At 60.1% G+C, this 21240-nt stretch carries 21 protein-coding genes; 6 read left to right on the top strand and 15 right to left on the bottom strand.

Annotated features, from left to right (window positions below):
• Positions 1–19: 19 nt before the first annotated feature.
• From VFQ24_18765 to VFQ24_18735, 7 genes are all read right to left on the bottom strand, one after another.
• A complete protein-coding gene (locus VFQ24_18765) occupies positions 20–1051 on the bottom strand; it encodes a sugar phosphate isomerase/epimerase (GenBank protein ID HET9180405.1) in 1032 nt (343 codons plus the stop codon).
• A 160-nt stretch (positions 1052–1211) separates the two neighbouring features.
• Positions 1212–2432 carry a cation:proton antiporter gene (locus tag VFQ24_18760; protein ID HET9180404.1) on the bottom strand — a complete coding sequence of 407 codons (1221 nt, stop codon included), beginning with the start codon at positions 2430–2432 and terminating at the stop codon, positions 1212–1214.
• A 203-nt stretch (positions 2433–2635) separates the two neighbouring features.
• Positions 2636–3325: a hypothetical protein gene (locus VFQ24_18755; GenBank protein HET9180403.1), complete on the bottom strand. Its 690-nt coding sequence runs from the start codon at positions 3323–3325 to the stop codon at positions 2636–2638.
• Between the two features lie 11 nt (positions 3326–3336).
• Complete coding sequence (locus tag VFQ24_18750; protein ID HET9180402.1) at positions 3337–5955, bottom strand: AsmA family protein; 2619 nt, start codon at positions 5953–5955, stop codon at positions 3337–3339.
• On the bottom strand, positions 5955–6719 hold the full coding sequence (gene lepB / locus VFQ24_18745) for a signal peptidase I (protein ID HET9180401.1): 765 nt from the start codon (positions 6717–6719) through the stop codon (positions 5955–5957). The genes VFQ24_18750 and lepB overlap by 1 nt, the downstream gene beginning before the upstream one ends.
• Complete coding sequence (rnc, locus tag VFQ24_18740; GenBank protein HET9180400.1) at positions 6712–7425, bottom strand: ribonuclease III; 714 nt, start codon at positions 7423–7425, stop codon at positions 6712–6714. Before rnc ends, lepB begins: the two co-directional genes overlap by 8 nt.
• 98 nt (positions 7426–7523) lie before the next feature.
• Entirely contained in the window at positions 7524–8621 is a 1098-nt protein-coding gene (locus VFQ24_18735) for a hypothetical protein (protein HET9180399.1), read from the bottom strand.
• A 223-nt stretch (positions 8622–8844) separates the two neighbouring features.
• Between VFQ24_18735 and glmM the strand changes: the two genes are divergently transcribed.
• Both glmM and VFQ24_18725 read left to right on the top strand, forming a co-directional pair.
• Positions 8845–10221, top strand: a complete 1377-nt coding sequence (glmM, locus tag VFQ24_18730) for a phosphoglucosamine mutase (GenBank protein HET9180398.1) — start codon at positions 8845–8847, stop codon at positions 10219–10221.
• Positions 10222–10299: 78 nt separating this feature from the next.
• Complete coding sequence (locus VFQ24_18725) at positions 10300–11115, top strand: hypothetical protein (GenBank protein HET9180397.1); 816 nt, start codon at positions 10300–10302, stop codon at positions 11113–11115.
• A gap of 115 nt (positions 11116–11230) precedes the next feature.
• On the opposite strand, the gene VFQ24_18720 is transcribed toward VFQ24_18725, so the two are convergent.
• The 5 genes from VFQ24_18720 to VFQ24_18700 all read right to left on the bottom strand — a co-directional run bounded on the left by VFQ24_18720 (position 11231) and on the right by VFQ24_18700 (position 14692).
• Positions 11231–11500 carry a hypothetical protein gene (locus VFQ24_18720; protein ID HET9180396.1) on the bottom strand — a complete coding sequence of 90 codons (270 nt, stop codon included), beginning with the start codon at positions 11498–11500 and terminating at the stop codon, positions 11231–11233.
• Between the two features lie 152 nt (positions 11501–11652).
• Entirely contained in the window at positions 11653–12078 is a 426-nt protein-coding gene (locus VFQ24_18715) for a c-type cytochrome (GenBank protein HET9180395.1), read from the bottom strand.
• A 72-nt stretch (positions 12079–12150) separates the two neighbouring features.
• Positions 12151–12834: a type II CAAX endopeptidase family protein gene (locus VFQ24_18710; protein ID HET9180394.1), complete on the bottom strand. Its 684-nt coding sequence runs from the start codon at positions 12832–12834 to the stop codon at positions 12151–12153.
• Between the two features lie 178 nt (positions 12835–13012).
• Complete coding sequence (locus tag VFQ24_18705) at positions 13013–13996, bottom strand: hypothetical protein (GenBank protein ID HET9180393.1); 984 nt, start codon at positions 13994–13996, stop codon at positions 13013–13015.
• An 87-nt stretch (positions 13997–14083) separates the two neighbouring features.
• The gene (locus VFQ24_18700) at positions 14084–14692 is read right to left on the bottom strand and encodes a TetR/AcrR family transcriptional regulator (GenBank protein ID HET9180392.1); all 609 of its coding nucleotides are present in this window, start codon (positions 14690–14692) and stop codon (positions 14084–14086) included.
• Between the two features lie 256 nt (positions 14693–14948).
• Between VFQ24_18700 and rlmN the strand changes: the two genes are divergently transcribed.
• Positions 14949–16130, top strand: coding sequence for a 23S rRNA (adenine(2503)-C(2))-methyltransferase RlmN (rlmN, locus tag VFQ24_18695; protein ID HET9180391.1), 1182 nt, complete (start codon positions 14949–14951; stop codon positions 16128–16130).
• A 134-nt stretch (positions 16131–16264) separates the two neighbouring features.
• On the opposite strand, the gene pgeF is transcribed toward rlmN, so the two are convergent.
• The gene (gene pgeF / locus VFQ24_18690; protein ID HET9180390.1) at positions 16265–17221 is read right to left on the bottom strand and encodes a peptidoglycan editing factor PgeF; all 957 of its coding nucleotides are present in this window, start codon (positions 17219–17221) and stop codon (positions 16265–16267) included.
• A 309-nt stretch (positions 17222–17530) separates the two neighbouring features.
• On the opposite strand from pgeF, the gene acpS reads away from it, so the two are divergent.
• The 3 genes from acpS to VFQ24_18675 all read left to right on the top strand — a co-directional run bounded on the left by acpS (position 17531) and on the right by VFQ24_18675 (position 19146).
• Positions 17531–17914: a holo-ACP synthase gene (gene acpS / locus VFQ24_18685; GenBank protein HET9180389.1), complete on the top strand. Its 384-nt coding sequence runs from the start codon at positions 17531–17533 to the stop codon at positions 17912–17914.
• Entirely contained in the window at positions 17898–18632 is a 735-nt protein-coding gene (locus VFQ24_18680) for an energy transducer TonB (GenBank protein ID HET9180388.1), read from the top strand. Before acpS ends, VFQ24_18680 begins: the two co-directional genes overlap by 17 nt.
• A 61-nt stretch (positions 18633–18693) precedes the next feature.
• Positions 18694–19146: a hypothetical protein gene (locus VFQ24_18675; protein HET9180387.1), complete on the top strand. Its 453-nt coding sequence runs from the start codon at positions 18694–18696 to the stop codon at positions 19144–19146.
• A gap of 69 nt (positions 19147–19215) precedes the next feature.
• Here VFQ24_18675 and VFQ24_18670 read toward each other — a convergent pair whose 3' ends face one another.
• Entirely contained in the window at positions 19216–20394 is a 1179-nt protein-coding gene (locus tag VFQ24_18670; GenBank protein ID HET9180386.1) for a VWA domain-containing protein, read from the bottom strand.
• A gap of 92 nt (positions 20395–20486) precedes the next feature.
• A complete protein-coding gene (gene rlmB, locus VFQ24_18665) occupies positions 20487–21233 on the bottom strand; it encodes a 23S rRNA (guanosine(2251)-2'-O)-methyltransferase RlmB (GenBank protein ID HET9180385.1) in 747 nt (248 codons plus the stop codon).
• Positions 21234–21240: the final 7 nt, after the last annotated feature.

The following is a 21240-nucleotide window of genomic DNA, read 5'->3' as shown; positions in this document are numbered from 1 at the left end:
TTGCGCCTTCCCGGACACATCAACTGAGGCGGCCCGGAAGAAATTGCCGCAAGAAGCGATAGGCCAGGATGAACCCGTCCTTGCGGGCCTGCGGAAATTCCGCAGCACCGTCACTCGGAGGCGCATCCCAGAACTTGTCTTCGTGCTCAACGGCTGCGCCGCCATTGAATCCAGTCTGAAGAAGCACGGTGAAAAAGCGAGGCCAGTCGATCAATCCCTGGCCGGGAATCCGATAGCGCCACCAGCCATCCCCACGAATTCCGACCTGCTGGAGGACCGGCTGAGTGATTTCCGTGTCTTTCAGATGGATGGCCAGCAGGCGGTCACGGATGTTCCACACGGCCACATAAGGATCGATGTATTGCCGGACCAGATGAGAGGGATCAAATTCCATCCCAAAGTGGTGGTCCGGAATCAGCTCAAACACTTTCTCCCAGGCCGCCGGGACGGTGGCGAAATTGATCGCCGTGGGATAATTCTCCCACCCCATTGAGACGTCGAGCTTCTGGCACACCGGGAGGAATTTGTCATGGAATACTTCCGCAAGCTCTTTCGCCTGCCGGTCAAAACTGGCCCCGGGAATTCCCCCGCTGAAGGCGCCCACGAATTTGCAGCCCAGTCGATGAGCAAACTCGAGGTAATGAATAAACTTCTCATTTGACGAGCGCCGCGCCGCGGGGTCAGGGTCAATGTGGTTGATGCCTTTTCCCTGTAGATCATAAAATCCTTCGACGCTGATGATCCGGCAGCCTGTTTCGCGGGAAGTCGCAAGAATCTGGTCGATCTGAGAGTCGCTCAGGTAAGGGTTGAATTCCTTCCCGGCCTTTACCACTACGCCTTCATATCCTGTTTCGGTCGCAAAGGCCAGCTTCTGACGCGAGTAATTGGTAATGAATGCAAGCTTGGGAAATTTGGTTGCGGGAGCAAGTGGAACATCGGCATGTTTCGATTCCTGGCTCTGCGCCCCAAGGGTCCCAGCCGCTCCCAGTGCCGCTGCAGACGCGCCCGCCGCTCTCATGAAGTCACGCCGTCCAACTCCTGATTTTCCCATGATGAAGCCCCCTTATAAATTGAAGGGTGAAGTATAGGCCAAGCACAATACAGGTAGCAACTGAAAACACCATGGACATTGATTTCCTGCGGCGCCGAACGTACGCGCTGGGAGCACAGCCAGCGATCGAGAGATGGTTGGTCCATCAAGCCAACCGGCCTTATTCTTCGAGAGAGACTTCGGCTGAGCGCCCTTCGTCCTGGGGCAGGGCCTCAGGAGGCGACGCCTCCTTCGACGGAAAGGGCATCACCATGCGGAGGAATGGAGGCGCTACAAGGGTGGTGACTATGCTCATCAGCAGAACGATGGAATAGACGGCTTCGGAAATGGTGTGCAGGGTCAAACCCACGCCCGCCACGATCAACCCGACTTCTCCCCGCGGTACCATCCCAATGCCAACGCGCAACTTGTCCTTGAAATTCATACCGAAGGCGCCAAACCCGCAGCCCACAAGCTTTCCGAGGATGGCCAGGATACAGATGATGGCGGCAAGGCCCAGGATGCTGGGCTTCGCAAGCGTCTCGACGTTCACCTGCACCCCGAGCATCACAAAAAAGAAAGGCGCCAGGAATTCGCTGAGCGGATGAGCGTTCTCTTGCAGCTTCCACCGCTCGCTGTGGTCGGCAAACGCCAGCCCGGACAGGAACGCTCCGACAATGGCGGCGATGCCGATGTAAACAGATGCGAGAGAGAGTCCCAGGCAGAGGATGATTGAAAGGATGAAAGCGGAATCGCGCGCGCGAAGTTTTTCGACCTGAGGCTGAAACCGGCCAATCAGCCGCGAGCCCAAAAACACGATCAGAAGCGTGAAGCCCACGGCCTCGGCGGCGACTGTGAGCAATTGGAGGTAATGGATTTCTCCGGTTGAAAGGCTGCTGACCACGGCAAGCACCAGCAAGCCCAGAATGTCATCCAACACGGCTGCTGCCAGAATCACGCGGGCCGCGCGGGTTGACAGGGCGCCCAAATCCCCCAAAACTCTGGCGGTAATGCCCACGCTGGTCGCCACCATTGCAGCGCCCACAAAAATCGACTCGACCGTCGTGTGGCCGGCAAACTTCATGTACAAGAGGCCCAGCACAAAAGGCAGGATGACGCCCAGGACCCCGACGGCGACAGCCGTCCAGCCCACTTCCAGAAGGTCGCTGGGCTTTGTTTCCAGGCCAACGGTGAAGAGCAGAAACACCGCTCCGATTTCAGCGATGCCCTGGTTCAGTTCGGTGAGATGGACCAGGTGGAGCAGCGACGGCCCCAGCAACACGCCTGCAATCAACTCGCCCAAAACTCCGGGCTGCCGGAGCCGCTCGGCGATTTCCGCCAGCAGCTTTCCTCCCGCATACATCAGGAAGAGCTCGAGCAATACCTGGCCCGGGTGTTCCATAACTTTAGTCGTTCCGTTGGACTGAATGCTGCGCCATTACTGAATAGGGAGTGACATGTCGAGAAGCCACAGTCCCATTTGTAATCGAAATCTCACGCGCAAATCAAACGGCAGGACACAGAGCGCGCGAGAATTCCTGCAGCGGTCTTTGCATCACCAGGCTGACAGCCGTCTCTGCACGCAGGACGCCGGCAGCAAGCAGCCTACTTTTTCGGTTGGGCGCCGCGGACGAAGACGGCTTTGCCGGGAGCAAATTCAATGCGCATGACGTGGTCTGGCAAAAGGAAGGGCTTGCTCAGGTCAACTTTGTACTCAGACTCAACGTAGGTGTGGACCAGAAAGTTGACCAGCCAGTCCGACAGCGCCGTACTGCCGATGTGCACATCCTTGATGGTAAGCGTGCCAGTGCCGTCTTTGCTCTCGAGCGCGCCCAACGCGGTCAGGCGCTGGGTGCCGTGGAAGATGGAAGCAAGCAGCCGGGCGGTCAACGGACTTTCAGATTGTTGTGAGGGCTTGAGCTGATCGAAATTGACGTTGGCCGCTCCATGGATGCCGTCAGGCTTGAAATGAAACTCCAGATCGTTGACGCCGGCTGGCAGAAACTCCGGGCGATCATACTTGACGAATGAATTCACTTCGTTGTCGGTGATCACGATCGGACTGTGTGGACCACGCTTCACCGGGCCTGTCGCGGAGAGTTCGATCAGCTTCGACTGGAAGGCGCTGGCTGCCGCCGTGGAGAGTCCGGCAGGGGCGCGCGCTTGTGACGTGGAGGCATCCGCCGCCAATCCCAGCACCCCCAGCAGTACACTGCAGACGGCCAGCGGCAGAATCACCGCCGGCGCCAGCCATTTGGGGGCCGTAAGCTTTCTGCGGGAAATCAGTCTCTGCAAAGAACTCCTCCTCAGGGCTGAGTCTGCGATATCTGGGTCGAGGGCATCATTTCAAGATTGCGGAGCGTGCCGCCAAAGTGAAGGTCCGCAATTCTGGACGCCGGTCCTGCGATGCCGGGATGGACAGGCGTCCACGGCTGATGGATACCGCGCAGGTCAGCCCGAACCAGCAATCGCGCGGACCCGTCGAACGAATAGCCCCCGTGAAGCTGGAATTCGGCGCCGTCGATGTCCACCAGAAAATCGTCAAGTGTCAACTGGCGATCCTGAACGTCGAGGTGCGCTGTGGCGCGCGGTATAACCAGGGCTTGTGGAGGCTCCTCAAGAGCTTCCATGCCGAAGCGGCGGGCCAAGGACCCGACGGGGTCGAAATCGCCGAGATTGACGCTCTCCAGTTGCACGGTGGCAACTCCTTTCAGGGTCCTGGCAAGTTGCGCGTGGGTCAAACCGCTGGCCTCAAAAGTTCCACCCGCAGAATAGTATCCGCGGACTGTCCGCACGGCCGGCGGGAGGTAAGGTCCCAATGGCCGGATACTGGCGCCGCGGATTCCAGCCTGGCCTGAAATCTGTACCGGGCTCCTGGACAGATCCAAGAGCGCGTTCCCCTCTCCGTGCCCGCCTCCCGCCTCAAATCGAACTCGCGAAACGCGAACCTTGCGGTCGTGAATATCAACGCTGGCCTGAAAATCGCGTAGCGACACGCCGCGATAAGTTATCAGTGGAGTGGAAAAGCGCCCGCGCGCGTCCATGCTGCCCGCCAGGTGAAAGGCCGGGCGGCGGCCGCCGATCAGCGCGCCGATGCCTGCAATTCTGTCAAGAAATGAAGGCGTATTCCGGTCACCGATTCCCTCGAACCATTGGCTGGCCTGCTCGATGCTCAGTTTGTCAGCCGTCAGGCTGAAATCCCACGGGGCAGGCGACCCGCGCTGATGCACCGCCCAGCCGGAGAAAACGCTGGTGCCCATCACCGCCAGGATCGGATTGATGATGATCTGCCTGCCGTAGACCTGAATGCGGGCCCGCGGAACGTTCAGCGGTCCGCTCAACCCTGGAATCACCAGCCGCGCGCTGCGAATACTGGCCTGTGCCGTGACGCTTGGCCGGGTCCAGGGCCACGCGCCGCCGGCAAGGCGAAGAGTGAACGATCCGATTCCCTCAGCCTCCATGGGACTTTTGCCAAGAATGCCCAGGGCGCGCCCAAAATGCACCAGCCTTCCCAGGTTCACCGCGCTGGAGGACAACGTCAACTGGTACCCAGGATGCACCACCGTCGGCCGCCCGGCGTGTTGGGGGGGGAAATGCCGCAAGCTCCCTTCAACAACAACGTCAACACCGGGAGCCAGCAAGACCCGCGCGGGCGACAGGCGGGCGCCCGATCCGGTGATGCGGAGGGCGACGTCCGACACCGGGAAGGTCCCTGAAGATGTGTCTAAGCGGACCTGGTGAGCATTGAGAAACCCGCCATACCGCTGTCCGTTCCAGGGGCCCTGCACTGAAACCATTCCATTGACGCGTCCGTTAACGTCCCAGGCAACCCGCTTGCCCAGGACCCGTGTACCCAGCCGCAACAGGTCTTCCATTCGAGAACGCTCGAAGGCCACGACTAAATCAAAGTCCGGCCGTGACGCGACGGTGGCGATTGAACCCTCCAGGTGGACCTGCGAATTCACGAAGGCCAGGTCCATGCTTTGGATGACAAGGTCTTCCTTGTCGCGGTCAAACTGGCCCCGGAAGCGAAGGTCGCAAGGCAAATCACTCGCCGACGGCAATTGTTCCCAGCGGTGAAGCTGGCTGAGATGTGCTTCACCCGTGTACTCGATCTGCCGAAGGCTCCCGCCCAGGTTGATGGTGCTGTTCAGCACCCCGTAGAGTTCGGGGTTCCTTCCGGTCAGGAGCGGGATCCAGTCGTAAAGCAACGCTCCCTGCATTCGGAGGGTGGCTTGAAGAGAATCCCGTGCGGCCCGCGCTGGTGACCAGTTGCCGTCCAGATCCACCAGCCCCGGCGTGGGGAATTCCAGGTCCGTGCGCACCGGCTCGCCCGCCATTCGGAAATCAAGCCGCTCGGAATCGTAGTCAAAATCCAGATGGGCGCCGGCGTTAATAACCGTAAAAGGCTTTTTGTTTTCGCCGATTTTGAAGTTCAGCCGCGCTCCCTCAATCTCGACCGACAGGTTCGAGGGCATCGGCGCGGGCGTGGCGTGGTCGCGCGACTGGGGCTTGATCCGGCTTCGCAAAAGCAGATCTTCGATGTTCCATTTGCCGGAAGAATTCCGGACAAGGTTGATGCTGGGGCTGGAAAGTTTGAGGGTGCCCAGGTAGACGTGCGAACTCCACAGACTTCGCCAACGAAGATCGCAATCAAGCCGGCCAACCCGCACGAATGGCTCCAGGCCAAAGGAGGGATCTTCGTCGATCACCACATTATCAACGGTGAATCCAAGCCGGGGAAAGAAGTGCAGTGCAATGTGGCCGAGAGCCACCTTCCTGCCGAGAGATCGTTCGAGGCCCGCCTTCAACAGGGGGCGATAGCGTCCGGCATTCAGAAAAAGCGGCGCCACCCACGCCGCCCCTATCAGCAGCGCCAGGGCGACCGCGGCATTTCGAAGATGTCGGCGCCTGGTTTGAGTCATCAGTGCACAAGCTTGAAGGTCCTGCTCCAGCGCGTCCGGCTGAAGAAATGGACGAACATGCTGCCGAACTGGCTGAGCCGGTCACTCAATGAGGTCTGCTCGTATTGGCCCGGGGGAGTTTCGTATGACCAGTAAATGACCAGCGGCCGGCCGGAAATGAGCGTGCGGGGGACAAAGCCCCAGAAACGACTGTCCCAACTCTCCTCCCGGTTGTCTCCCATGACAAAATACTGGTTCTGAGGAACAACCAACTGCCCGTCCTTGACATAGTTCTGAAATTCGGCCCGCCAGACCGAGGTCGCGCCTTCCATCTCATCCCAGGTAACCGGCGGAAAATCATCTCCTGGGCGCAGTTCATTGGGGTGGCTTTGGCGGACAAACGGTTCCGCGACCGCGGTTCCATTGACGAACACCTGCCGGTGGAAAACGCGGACGCTGTCGCCCGGAAGTCCGATGACCCTTTTCACAAAGTGTTCGCCTGGTTCCTGCGCGTCCTCTGAGCTGCCCGGATATTTGAATACCACAATGTCGCCGCGATGGATCTGGCGGTAAGGAAGCAGCCTTGCCAGGGCGCCGTGCGGATAAGCAAACGCGAACTTGTTCACCAGGAGATGGTCGCCGATCAAGAGCGTGTTCTCCATCGAGCCGGTCGGGATCTTGAACGCCTGGACCACGAAGGTGGTCCCAAAAATCGCGAGGACCACCGTTACAACCAGGGATTCAAACGTGTCGCGGAAAGACGATTTCTGGTAGGGTTCAGCCATCTGCCTCCACTTTTTCTGTGAGCATCGCCAACGCGCGTCTGGCGGCCTGCTGCTGGGCAGCCTTCTTGCTGGCGCCGCTGCCCCGCGCCACCACGCCGGCGCCTGTTTTCACTTCAACGGTAAAGGTCTTCTGGTGCTCCAGCCCTTCCTCTTCAACTACGCTGTAACGGGCAGGCCCCTGGCGCTCTGCCTGGAGACGTTCCTGCAGCGCGCCCTTATAATTGTTGGCAAACAGATCGTCAACCCGGGCGACGAGGTCCGCCGGGAGGACCACCCGCTCAATAACTCGCCTGGCTTCTTCAAAGCCGCCATCGCGATATACGGCGGCCAGCAGGGCCTCGAGCGCATCCACGAGGATGCCGGATTTGCGCCTGCCGCCGCTCCGTTCCTCCGACTGGCCCAACCTTAAGTATTCACCCAGGCCGAGCTCGAGCGCAATGCCGCTGAGGTAATTGGCGGCCACAAGGCTGGAGCGCGCCAGAGAAAGCTTCCCTTCGTCGTATTCGGGAAAAGCTTCCAGCAGCCGCAAGGTAACCGCGAAGCTCAAGACGGCGTCGCCCAGAAACTCCATCAGTTCATTGTAGCGAGTTGGACGGGAGACTTCCTGGGCATATGAGGAATGGGTGAGCGCTTCGACCAGCAGGTCACGGTCGCGGAACTTGTAACCGATCCGCTTTTCCAGCCTGTTGAAGGAAGGTCGCGCCATGCTTTGGTGATGCACTACGGCCAGTCCGGGCCTCCGGCGCGGGCCGGAAGGTCGCGCCAGATCGGATTTTTTCCGGACCGGCTGGCTCAAATCCCGGCCTAGGGTTTTGCGGCGGCCTTGGGCTGGGAGCTTTCAGCGTTCTTCAATTCCTGGACCTGCTGGTTGGCAAGCTGCTCGATGACCGTTCCCGGAGCCAACTGCCCGGCCTTGGAGAAAGCTGCAACCGCGTCGCTGAGTTTGTTTTCACCCCGGTAAACTTCCCCCAGCCGGTAGTAATCCGAAGGATTCGGAGTATCCGACTTGGCGATGGCGGACTTGTAGCTCTCCTCCGCCTTGGCCAGCTCAGATTGGTCCAGTCCCTGCAGGGCCATCCTCGAACGTTCCAGGTGGACCATGCCAATGGACGCATACGCCCCGGATGCAATCTGGTCCTTCCGTTTCTGATAAGCGTCGTCAGATTCCTTGGACTGCTTTGGAAGCTGATCGATTTCCTGCAGCGCCTTCTGCGCGTAATCCGCGGCCGTCCCCAGCCTCTTTTCCTTTTCGGCATCGCTGACGCTGTTGAGCATCTGCGGCTGTGGGAGGACGCCCGAAACCATCAGCAGGCTGATGAGGTTATTGGGATCAAGATCCAGGCTCTTTTCGCCGTACTTGATCACATTCCCCGCATCGTTTTTCTGCTGATAAGCGCTCGCCTCGAGAGCGTACACATAGGTGAGGAGAGGGCTCTTTGGGTACTTCGCGGCGAAGTCGTCAGAGGATTTGATGATGGTCTCAGCGTCGGTCGAACCCTTGAGCTTGTTGTAAGCCTCGGCCTCCTCCGGGCTCACCTCGGCGTTTCCGACCTTGGACTTGCGCGCGGCGCGCATTGCGGGAGTGAATTGTTTTGCGTAGGTGAGGAACTGGTCGTCGGCGCCGGCTTTGGTGACTTTCTTCTCGATGTCGGGCGTAAATTCAAAGTCGAGTCCTCGGGCATGGACCTCATCCGCCGCCTTCTTCAATTCCTTCTTGTTGTGTTTAACAAGCTTGATCAATTCGTCTTCGGTGAGCGGCGCCTGCACCGGCGCAGAGGCCTTTGCAGGTTGCTGTTCCTGCTGCTGGGCCGCGTGGGCCGGGCGCACGCTCATCAGAACGCTTCCGGCCAGAGTCAGGGTCCAAACTGTTCCAAGGCTGACCGCCTTTTTTGTCCAGGACATAGTTCACTCCCACATTCAATTAGACGCTATTAGGCCCAGCGTACTAGAAGCTTTATTCCATGTCAACCGAGAGAGAGTGTCATTTCCGGCGGTGGCGGCAGCCCAGGATAGAAACACCATGCCCATGGCCGGCCGTTCCCACCTGCCCGAAATCCGCCGATTAATTGCCGCCTCGACGTTCCGAAGTTGAGTCACAACGCTTCCGCCATTACAATGGCACAATATGCAAACACGGAAACTCTTCGGCACAGACGGCATGCGGGGCAAAGCCGGGCACTATCCGCTTGACCATGAAACGGTGTTCAAGTTCGGGAAGGCGATTGGCGGGCTGATCGAGAAGATGAACGGCGCCGGCCAGCCTCAGGCGGTCCTTGGAGAAGACACACGCGAATCGGGCCGCCAGATTTCCCGCAACCTGGCCGCCGGGATCAGATCGACAGGGACCCGGCTGTTCTATGCCGGCGTCATCACTACGCCCGGTGTCGCTTTTCTCACGCGCCATCACGGATTCACCGCCGGCGTCATGGTTTCGGCCTCCCATAATCCCTATTACGACAATGGCATCAAGGTCTTCTCCAATTCCGGGCTTAAGCTTTCGGACTCTCAGGAACTGGAAATCGAACAGGCCATCGAACGCGATCGATCGACAAACGGCCAGCATCCGCAGGAAGACCTCTCGCCAGAGCCGGAATTCCTGCAAGAGTATGTCGCCTATCTTCGCGGCATCCTCCCTGCCGATCTGCCTTTGCCGAAAGGGCCGCTGGTGGTGGATTGCGCCAATGGCTCAGCGTCTCGTGTGGTTCCCCTGCTCCTCAAGGAAACTGGGATACAGGCCCGCATCCTCAACGCCGCGCCCGATGGCCGCAACATTAATCTCGACTGCGGCTCGCTTTTTCCGGCTTCCATGGCCCGCGAAACTCGGGCCGCAGGCGCCAGCCTCGGTGTTGCCTTTGACGGCGATGCCGACCGGGCGATCTTCGCCACCAGCGACGGCCGCCTCACCGACGGAGACCACATCCTCTATGCCGCGGCGCCCTGGTACGACCGCCTTCAGAAATTGAATGGCCACACCGTCGTCGGCACGCTGATGACGAACCTCGCGCTCGAGCACGCGCTGGCTCGATGCGGCATCGGGCTCAAGCGGGCGGCGGTCGGAGACCGGTACGTGCTGGAAGAAATGCTCCGCTCAGGGTACAATCTAGGCGGCGAACCCTCCGGCCACATCATCTTCGCGGACCTGTCGCTCGCCGGCGACGGCATCATCACTCTGCTCCAGATGCTGCGCATCCTCGGCGAGACTGGAGCATCGTTCACCGAGGCCGTGAGCGGATTGCAGCAGTACCCGCAGGTCATTCGCAACATTCCGGTCCGGGAAAAGCCGCCCCTTGAATCCATCCCTGAGGTGGCCCGGACCCTCGAGGCCTGCGCCCGCGAGCTTGGAGATTCCGGGCGGATCGTGGTCCGCTATTCAGGGACTGAGCCGCTGGCTCGCGTGATGGTGGAAGCACAGGACGAATCCGCGGTTGAGCATCACGCAGCGCGCATCACAAGGGCCATCGAAGCAGCCATCGGCGCGGCAACAGAGACCCAGGCGCACTGACACGCAAGGGGCAACTCGCTGCTTCGAATGAACATCGCACCACCGGGATCCAGACCATCGGGCGAGGAGGTTGCAAACATGGCCTACTCTGCTTACTCCAGGCTTTTTCTACCCGCGTTCCTGTTACTGGCGCTCTCTCAACCGCTGGCAGCCCAAAACGCCACCGAGACCGGCAAACCACCGCTGCCGGACGCAACCGTAACCGTTCCGGCGGAGACGCATATTCCTGTGAGTCTCGAAAATGCCATTAACTCGAAAACCGCCTATGCAGGCCAGTCGATCTACTGCCGGACCATCTTCCCTATCACCGTTGACAACCAGATCGTGATTCCTGTGGGCAGCTACGTCAGGGGAGAAGTTACCCAGGTGGTTAAGCCCGGCCGGATTCGCGGCAAAGCCAAGCTGGGCATCCGGTTCGATTCCCTCACGCTTCCCAACGGTGTGACCCAGCCCCTCCGCGCCTCGCTCTCTTCATTCGCAGGAAGCGGACAGGAAGGCTTCAACCGCAAAGAGGGCAAGGTCGAAGGCCAGTCCACCAAGGGCCAGGACGCAGGCAAAGTGGCACAGACCACCATCACCGGCGCTGAAGTCGGCTCCATCGCGGGAATTTCGGGCGGCCATACGCTCAGAGGGCTGGGCATTGGAAGCGCCGCAGGCGCCGCAGCCGGCGCCATCTGGGTGATGGCCGGGCGCGGCAAGCAGATATACCTTCCGCCAGGGACCAGCCTGGAACTTCAATTGGGCGCCCCGCTGCAATTTGCGCAGGGGCAACTCGACTTCAGCGGCGACCCGCCGCCCGCCCCGGCTGCTCAGCCTCAGCAGCCGGAGCAGAATAGACGCGTGCGCATCCGACGCCGCTTCCCGATGGGGCCCGGAATTTTCCGCCCGTTTTAACCGCGCGCATTCCAGTGCCTGGCCGCTCTAGGGTTGAGTTCTATCAAGAGGGACGACGGTCACACGCGCTTCCAATTGCCAACGCAGCAGGCGATTCCACACGGCTGCAAAGCCGTTACATAAAGACCAGCGACTGCCCGGTGATTTCAAACCTTTTCCGGCAACGCGGGTTTTGGCATTGGACAAAGTCATCGCGCCGCAGCATGTACGATCTGATTTTCTGGAACTTCGCCCGGTCGCGATCATCGGCGTTTCCCCGCAAGGTTTTCTTCTTGGTGCGTTCAATCCAGCGGACCTGGTAAGTGGCCGCCTGGCGGCAGAAATGGCAGGAAAGATTGGCAGCTTTCGAAACTTCTTTTTCGTCGAAAAATTCTCGCTCTTCCATAATCTGCACATTCTAGCTTGAATCCGGCAAGCCTTGCAGAAAGTTTTCGGTTGGGTCCGGCCCAAGGCCAGCTTGCCAGTCCATCGCAAAAACAGGCCTGCTTCCCCAAAGCCTGCCGGCCTTCAACTCTGTTCGAAACGGGCAAAGATCCTTTACTTCGGAGGAGGCAGCGACTTCAGATAGGCCACCACCGCTTCCGCATCGTGCTTCGATAGGCGGAACGCAGGCATCGGCGGAGCAGGAGGTTTGTTGCTACGGTTGAGACCTGTGGTCAAAAATCGGACAGCCTCGCTTTCCGTCCAGCCCGCCAGTCCCGCGATCGGCGGCGCCACGGACACCCAGCCTGGCACCGGATGAGTGGGCTGAAAGTCAAGCGGCGTCCCCTGCAATTCGCGCCCTGCAATCACCTCGCCCCGTTGATTGTGCGGCGAGTGACAGTCTGTGCAACCTGCCACACGGGTGGTGAGATATTTTCCGTGCGCGATCAGCTTCGTCCGATTCGACACCGGCCCTCCCTGCGCGGCAGCTACCGACGCCGCCCATAGCAACGCACCGCATAGTGCAAAAAATCTCGACATGCTCTTCCCTCCCCTTCGGAACAACAGCCGTCCTAAAGTAGCGCGACCTCTGCCGTTCGGCAAGAGGATTAGTCATCCCTGCTGCTGCAGAAATTCCGGTCCCAGCCAGAGCAACGCGACGGCATCAATCAAAAAATGTGCAGTCATTGATGGATAAAGCGAACCCGTCTCCACCATCGGCCAGGCCAGCAGCGCGCCCAGCAAACCCGCCCGAACCATTCCGTTCAGGCCCTGGTAAAAATGCGCCAGGCCAAAGGCCGCTGATGAAATCACCACGCCCCACACAGCCGAATGGAACCAGGCCGTCACCTCCACCAGCAGAAACCCGCGGTAAAGAAACTCTTCGCACAGGCCCGCCGTAGGCGCCAGCCCCAGAACGGCCCACAGCTTTTCGCGGCCGGTCTGCGGCAGCAAGAGCTGCACCATCTCGGATTCTTCTGGCCACCAGCCGCGCTGCTCGAGCAGCAGGACAAGCCCCAGCCCGGCCACCGATATCAGCACCAGCGCGGCAGTCCATTTGAAGAATTCCGATTCCGCCAGGACAGCCAGCCCTGCCGATTGCCATCCGGGCCCGGCCACATAAACCACCAGCGCCCCGATTCCCGCCAGGGCCCACTGCGAAACCACCGCAGAAAAATAGATGGCCGTTTTGGGAATTCCCCGCACCTGCTCCGGCCGCGCGCTGCGCCAGGAAAGCAGAGGAACACCGGCAATGAGGAACACCGAAAATGCGATGCGGAGCGCGCCTGGGAACATCAGCTTCCTTCATCAAGTTGACTGGTGTGCGAGTGGGCCAGTGTCTCATTCGCCGGGCGGCGCGTCAACCCGTTCAGCGCCTTTGAGGACAAATCTTCGGGCCAACGGACAACAAGTTAGGACGGTTCGTGTGTAGACATATGGTCCGCCGACAGGAGGATTGGGGACCGGGCTACCGCTAATTGTTTTTCCTGCTTTTTTCGTACTGTTTTTCCTGAGATTTTTGTTCGGCTTCTGAGGGAACACCTAAGTCGCGGCGCAGCGCATCGGAGATCAGGCTCCGGTCATAGGGGTCCTGAGTCATCTGTCCACCACGCTTGAACTTATACTGGGTGCCGTAGATCTGGGGCTGATTGATCGATTGCAGATAGCGGTCGAGTGTTGCGGCGGCTATCCAGATGGCGTTCCCATCGCCACGTGCGACGGCGACCATGGCCAGAGTATGAGCCAGCAGGCAATCTTCCGGTGTGCCGCCGTGTTGAAATATAAAAGCCGCCCTCTCGAAATCCTTTCCGCTGCGTAGCTTCCCCTCCGCAAGAAGCTGGCGCACGGTTTCGCGGCGCGCCGCGTCTCTTTTGTTAACTACCGACCAGTCAATTCCCGCGAAACCAGCCCGGCGGTCTTTCTGGTCCGCCTCGAAAATCCTCTGCATCTCCGCATTGGAAACTTTGGTCTCGTCCAGATAATAAGTACGAGCACTGTCCCAATCAGTGGCAACAATCACGGCTCCTTTTTCTTTGATCACCGGCCAGGACTCGAAAGTGGGAATATCGATGGTAAGCGTGGCATGACCCGATGAACTCAGGCAGAGCCGGAACTTGTCCTGATCGTTCTTGTCGGCGGGGTTTTGAGTTGTGAACGCGAGGCAATTCCCCGTGATAATGCTTCCGACGATGGGGTACTGGACAGTGGGGCCTTTGATGTCTGAGATGAAATTGCCCATTCCGGTAAAATTGAAATGGGTGGGGCGAGCTAGCCAACCATCGAGCCCGTTCGCACGCGTCGTTGCCGGTTTAAGAGTAACCACAATCAGGGCACGGTTTCCAAGCCTCACTACCCAATTCCCGGCAAAATCAGACGTTGTCTCGGCGAGGCCGGCGGCGGAAATGGTGGCCGCCACTAGCAGAAAACATAAAAGTTTTAAGGAAATGAAGCGATTCATGGCCCTCATTCTAGTTGGGTGAAGACTTCAGCGCAACGCGTTTGGCGTGTCATAGCGGCGGCGGATGAAATTCAAAATGCAAACTGATTACCCGCGCAGCAGGTAGGAGCCGAGGACGGCGCCGCAGCGGTCGCGGAAGACTTCGACGGGAATGTTCGAGGAATCCATCAGCCACTGCAGGCAGTAGCCGTCAACCAGCGCGCGGATGGTGGCGGCGGCGTCTTCTGGGCGGACACGGCGAAATTCCTGCAGCTTGATGCCCTCGATGATGATCTGGGCGTCGCGCTTGCGGCACCGGACGTAGAAATCGTGAAAGAGCTGGCGGAAGCGCTCCTCGCGGGCGCCGAGGGTGACGAAATCAAACAGCACCAGGTAGAGTTTGCGATTGACTTCGGCGCTGTGGAAAAGCAATTCGAGTTCCGCCGCCAGGCGCTCGCGGGGAGACTCCTGGCTGGTGGCCACCTGGTCGAGACTGCGGGTGAGTTCACCGAGCAGCCAGTCGAGCACAGCGTAAATAAGGTCTTCCTTGCTGCGGAAATAGTGGAGCGCTCCTCCTTTGCTGGAATTGGCGCGCGCCACAACCGAGTCGATGGTGGTTGCGGGGAGGCCCTTGTCAAGAATTTCGGCATAGCCGGCCTTGATCAGAGCTTCGCGGCGCCGTGCGGTCAGCTCAGGATCAACTCGGCGGGGGCTCATGGCGGTCCTTTCCCAGCTCAAAGGGAAGCTTATAGAATGTAAGATATACTGAATTGGGCGTCAATGCTTCGGGAAATTTATTCACGCCAGGGGCGCACAGCAATTATGAATTTTGAATTATGAATTGCTGAAAAACCTGCGGGGAGATCCGGTTGCAGGCCCGTGGCTGGCGCAGACGTTGGTTTTCAATGTCTGCGATCAGCGAAGCTGACGGGCCAGGCTGGCGGGTGTGACGACCGAGTTGCGGCGGATCACCTTGGCGATTGCAGCGGACTGGGGAATCAGTTTCAAGCAGAACCTCTCGCTCCGCGAGACCGCAGACACTACAAGGCAAGCGTCTGCGCCAGCCGTGATTATCAATCTTATGGAAGGCAATCTTTTTGGGCTCGACAGAACGGAACTTGAACAACTGGCGTTGGAGTGTGGCCAGGCGCGCTTCCGCGGCAAGCAGTTGTTTCGCAATCTTTATGCGCGGCGCTCGCGCGATCTGGACGCTTTCACTGACATACCCTCTGCTTTCAGGCAAGAGCTGACGACGCGCTATCGCGTGGAATGGCCTGAAATCAAGGCGCGGGTAGCATCGCGCGATGGCGCGGTGCGCTACCTGTTCAGGCTCCATGACGGTGAGAGCATTGAAACCGTTTACATGCCGCTGGAAAACCGCGTGACGCTGTGCCTTTCAAGCCAGGTGGGCTGCGCGGTGGGCTGCCGCTTCTGCTTCACGGCGCTGCTGGGAGCCCGGCGCAACCTGACGGTTGGTGAAATCGTGGGGCAGGCAGTTGCCGTGCTCGAAGCGCAGCAGACGCCGGCGGAGACTCCAGTCAACCTGGTTTTCATGGGCATGGGCGAGCCGATGCTGAACCTGGACGCGGTGATGAAAGCGGTCAGGATTTTTTCCGACTCCAACGGAATGGCGCTGGCGCTGCGGCGCATGACGGTCTCCACCGCCGGCGTCATCCCGCAGATCCGCAAGTTTGCCGAGGAACCCTCGCGGCCCAGGCTGGCCGTCTCTCTGAACGCCTCGAGCGACGAGCAGCGGACGGAACTGATGCCCCTGAACCGTAAGTATCCGCTGAATGAACTGCTCGAGATCTGCCGCGAGCTGCCACTGGGGCCGCGGGAGTACGTGACGTTTGAGTACGTTCTGCTCGACGGCATCAACGATTCCGACGATGACGCCCGGCGCGTGGCGGCGCTGGTGCGCGGCATCCGGTGCAAGCTGAACCTGATTCCCTTCAATAGCGGAGCGGAACTGCCCTATCGACCTTCTCCATTGGAGCGCGTGCTGGCTTTCCAGGACGTGCTTCGCAACCACCAGGCGCCAGCTTACATCCGCATTTCACGCGGCCAGGACGTGATGGCGGCCTGCGGCCAGCTTCGGCTGGGCGCGATGAAGCAGGCGGCGGTTGAGGCGATCCTGCCCCAACCACTGGCATGAGCTTGTTCAGCTACTCCCTCAGCCGCGTCATCCTGAGCGAAGCGAAGGATCTGCTTTATAGTCGCTGAAGTGACGCACAGCAGATGCTTCTCCCGCTTCGCGGGATCAGCATGACGGGTGGTCTCTTTGAACGGCTACGAAGCCTCAGGCCGCATTCCAATCACGGCCATCATCCGCCCCGCCAGGGCACCTTCTTTGCGAAACGAATAGAACAGGTCCGTGCGGCAGGCAGTGCAGTAATCCGCCACGAAAATCTGGCTGCGCGGAATGCCTGCGTGTTCCAGTTGATAGCGGACCGCCGCGGCGAGGTCCAGATGAATTTTTGTTAGAGCGTCCTCCGCCTGGTGTCCCGGCGGCGCCTGGAGCGTGAACAGCGTCTGGTAGCGCAAAGCCATCCGCAACTCCTCGCCCGTGGCGGCAACTTTATGGAAGAATTTCTCGCCAGCCGGGAATGCCCCGCAGAAAGCGTCTGCGACTTCAGGACCCACGTCGTAACAGCACCTGCGGATGGAGGGACCCACCGCCGCCACCAGATCTTCAGGCCGGGAATGGAACATGCGCCCCATCTCGCCTGCGGCTTTTTCAACGATGCGCGCCAGCGCTCCGCGCCAGCCGGCGTGCACCGCCGCCACGGCGCGCCGTTTGCAGTCAACCATCAGGATGGGCACGCAATCGGCCACGCGAATTCCCAGCAGCAGGCCGGCACGGTCGGAGAGCAGCGCATCGCCGGAGAGCGTGCGCGGCGCATGATCCGCGTCCGGCAACGGATTCCCGGCAAGCTGATAGTGGACCGGCATCTTCCCTTCGCCCGGCGAGGCGCAGTAAACAATCGCGGAGTGCGTTTGGCGCAAAGTGGCCATAGGAAAGCCGCCGCAGCCGAGCGCATGAACGAACCGCCGCATCTTTTCTTTCTCCCTGGCATGGCCGGCGCCCGCGTTCGATTGAGATTCTGGCCCTGCGGGCTTCGGCCCCAACGCGCCGCCCTTCCGCGTTCCGAACGCATGGACCAGCCAGGGAATGTCCGCCAGCGCTTCGCACTCGAGCCAGGCGCAGCCGTTTGAAGAGGTAAGTTTGAAAGTCCCGGCAGCCACGTTTCGACTATAACATGGGCGCCTGGATCAACCGGATGCCTGGCGCCCTGAAGGGCGGTGCTACGAAGACACCCCGTCACCGGCCGCTGGAGCGACGCTCCGGCGTTGAATATACACGGCCGCATGAGGCGCGCTGGTCCATTTGAATTCCAATCATCCCTCTGTTATGGTTAGCAAAGACCTTGCACCCATCTGGACTGCGAAGAAGCGTGAGGCGGCCGGCAAGGCCGAACCGGTAAGGGCAGTAAACCGGCAGAACAGCGCCGAGGCTCCTTCAGGGACTGCTGGCGCTGTTCGGGACTGAGCAGAATGACGGTCGGCACAGGCATTGACATCGCTGAAACAGAGCGGATCGGGCGCGCACTGGAACGCCATGGGGACCGCTTTTCACGGAAGGTCTTCACTCCCGCAGAGATCGCTTACTGCGAGCGATTCAAGAACCGAGCAGAACGTTACGCCGCGCGCTTCGCCGCCAAAGAGGCGGCCTTTAAGGCCCTGGGGACGGGCTGGGCCAGGGGCGTTCGCTGGCTCGACGTGGAGATAGCCCACCAGGCCAGCGGAAAGCCGGAGCTGTTGCTGACCGGGCGCGCGCGGGAAGTTGCAGACCAGCTTGGAGTTACGCGGGCCGTCATGTCCATCTCGCACGCCAACCGCTATGTTGTGGCGCAGGTGATTCTTGAGTCGAATTCATAGGCCATTGCCGGCGGACGGGCAGCGGGCTTCCTGCTGGCCCTTTCTGCTGATTTTCCTGCTGGCCTGCCCGCTCGCGCAGGCACAGGCAACTCTATTCCACCAAATTGAGAGACTAGATAGTGAGGCGGCGGCCAAACTGCTGATCCACGTCACGCGACCGGCCTACCCGGCGGTCGCCAAAGTCAATTTTATCCGTGGAGCTGTCAAGCTCCAGATCACAGTTACGCCGGAGGGGAGGGTGTCAGAGGTCCATGTGGTCGAGGGCCAGCCGATCCTCGCCGTGGCCGCTCTCCAGGCCGTCGAGGGATGGCTTTATCGGCCGTACGTTCTGCGGGGAGACCCGGTCCCGTTCAGCACCGACGTGGTCGTACAGTTCAACCTGCATTCGCGCCGCTATAGAGGTCAACTGCCCAGGGACGCTGACCTTTATCTGGAAAAGCAGGTCCGCCCGCCCGCAATCGTTACCCATCCCCAGGAGGCGCCCCCGTCCTCTGGACTTCGCATGAAGGTGCTGATCGGCCCAAACGGTGAAGTGCTCGATGCAAGTCCTCTGGACGCCACCAGCGGGGCAGCGGTAGAACTGGCCAGAAAGAGCCTGCAATTCTGGAAGTTCAGCCCCGCGCGATGGGGGTCAATTGCCGTTCCGTGGTATATCACGGTTAAGGTCCAGCCGCGCGGCCTGGCGATGAATCAGACCGCCAATGCGGTGAAGCACTGAAGGGCATCTTGAATATCCACGACTGGCGAGGGAGATTCGGCAGGCAAAGCAAGCGAGGCAAATGCATAAATTCTCAACCGCGAAAACGGCTGCGCTACTGGCCATCCTCGTGCTGCTAGCGCCGCACACCTGGGCGCGGCCGCACCACGAATCGGAGTTCAAGTACGTGGCCGGCACGGAGCCGATACCCAAAGGCTGCAAGGGGAAAGTGGAAGTCACCGAACCAGCCCTGGTGTTCCAGTGCGCGGGCGAATCGCTCTCCATACCCTATGACACGATCACCCAGATGGAGTTCCTGCCGCGAGTGAGCAGGAAAATCCGAAGGATGAAGCTGCCGTGGGTCATCAAGCCCACGTCCGCTCACGGCAGGCACGACGGCTTTTTCACCGTGCTCTACTCCAGCAATGGCCGGCCACACGCCATCATCCTGAGGGTGCGGAATGATACCATGCGCCCCTACCTGGCTGAGATCGGCCTCAGAACCAGGCAGCCCATTGAAAGCAGGCGGGATTGAAGGGCCCTTGCGGTACTTCGCGGTCCGGCCGCGCGGCGGGGATAACGACGTTCGCCGCGGGATTTCGCGCTAATTCGAGCCTTCGTAGAAATAGCCCCGGCGAGTGCGGATATTCAGCTTCTCGCCTTTGCGAGTCACTTTAACCTCTACCCGGTGAAATCCGGTTTCGGAAAGATTATCGGGAACATAAGCCAGCAGGTATTGGCTGTGGACATCCGCGGCAATCTGGCTAAGGTGGTTCTGAAGCGCCTGGGTGGACCATTGGGAATAAAACACGCCACCCGTATATTGGGCGTAAGCTTCCGCGTCGTTGGAAAAGATGATGTTCTGTGCGCCGCGGATCGCCGGGCGAATCGCCCCGGTAAGCGGAACAGTCGCGCCAAATGTGCCCATATCAGTACTCGGAGTGGTGGGTCTTCCCGGCTGGGGCGGCGTGGCGCCGCTCGAGTTCTGCGCCGAGGTCGGCGGGTTAAGGGGCGGCTTGTCGCGGGTCAGGTAGGATTTGGTCAGGCTAAGGCCCATGCCGTAGATCTCCACTTCCGCAGCGGTTGCGCGGCGAATGACCTCGTTCCTTGCGGTCTGGCTCCCCGAATCATAACCACTCGAGAAGACCACAATCACACGCCTTTCACCCTTGGGACGGTGCTGAAGCAGGTTGATGCCCTGCATCAGGGCGTCGTTCATTCGAGCTTTGTTGCCGTCCGGCAGCAGGCGGCGAAACGTGTCGTCGAGCGCGGCGCCGGAGTTTGAAAAACCCTGGGCCACTTTGACATCCGAGGCAAAGGTGATCACTGCAGCTTCGCCTTTAGGTCCCAGCATCAACTCTGTAAAAAGCGGCGCTACGTTCTTCAGGTCACCCAGCACGGGCGTCACGGAGTCGCTGGTCTGGACCAGGATGACGACGGCGATGCTGTGTGACTCGCGAGTGAACCCGGTAATTTGCTGAAGCTTGCCATTGTCATAAATCTGAAAATCCTTCTGGTCCAGGTTGTAGACGAATTCACCGGTCACCTTGTCAATGACGGTGACGGGAGCAGTAACCAGATTGGATTGGATTCGAATCGGGCCGCCTGTTGGGTTCTGCTGGGTGTCGCCGGCGCTGCCCGGGGCGTCTGCCGAGGGCTTGGCCGGCGCAGGCTGGCTGGGTTCGCTTTGCGCCAGAGCCATCGCGGCAGTCATAAGAAATAGCGCGATGACGCTGAAAGCGCGCGCGCCGGTCCTTCCAGCACCACGGTTTCCTTCTAGCATTCGATTTCTCATCCCTCTCTATCTACGATGTACCCCGCGGGACCAGGGTTACCCTCTGATAGTCCTTTAATCGGCCCGCAGTGGAAATCCATTCACCGATCCATCCGCTGGCGAATCGCTTCGTAAAGGACAATTCCCGCCGTTACAGATACATTCAGAGATTCCACGGGGCCGCGCAGGGGAATTCCTGCAAGACAGTCGCAGGCTTCACGGACCAGCCGGTGCAGACCATGACCTTCGCCCCCCAGCACCAGCGCGCACGCCGGCGCATAATCCAGATTAAGGTACGACTTCTCCGCTGCCGCTTCAAATCCATATATCCACAGCCCCATCTCTTTCAGCTCCGCGAGCGCGCGGACAAGGTTCTTGACCCGGGCAATCCGGGCGTGCTCCAGAGCTCCGGCAGCCGTCCGCGCCACCGCCGGAGACAAGCCCGCAGCGCGACGTTCGGCGATCACAATACCGTTTGCCCCGCCAGCCACCGAGGTCCGCACAATCGCCCCCAGGTTGGCCGGGTCTTCCACGCCATCCAGTACCAGCAGCAGCGCCGGACTCGGGCTTTGAACCACGCTCTCCAGGTCCTGATAGTCCCTCGAGGAGCAGACGGCAACCACGTCCTGATGATGGCCGGTTTGCGCCAGACGCTCGAGGGCCTGCCGCGGGACGAAGCGGAGTGGAATCCCACGCTGCCGGCAGTCATTCAGAATTTCCTGCAGACGCCTGCCGCTGGCCCCCTCACGGACCAATATATGATCGATGGGCCGCGAACCGGCGGCCTCCTTGACAGCATTGATGCCGTACACCACGTCGAGCGCCCGTGGAGCTTGCTGTTTGTTCATGCACTGA

The sequence above is a fragment of the Terriglobia bacterium genome (assembly GCA_035712365.1).
In the GTDB taxonomy this organism is placed as follows: domain Bacteria; phylum Acidobacteriota; class Terriglobia; order UBA7540; family UBA7540; genus SCRD01.
Note: the sequence above shows the minus strand (reverse complement) of the source record. Positions and strands in the feature narration are given on the sequence as shown.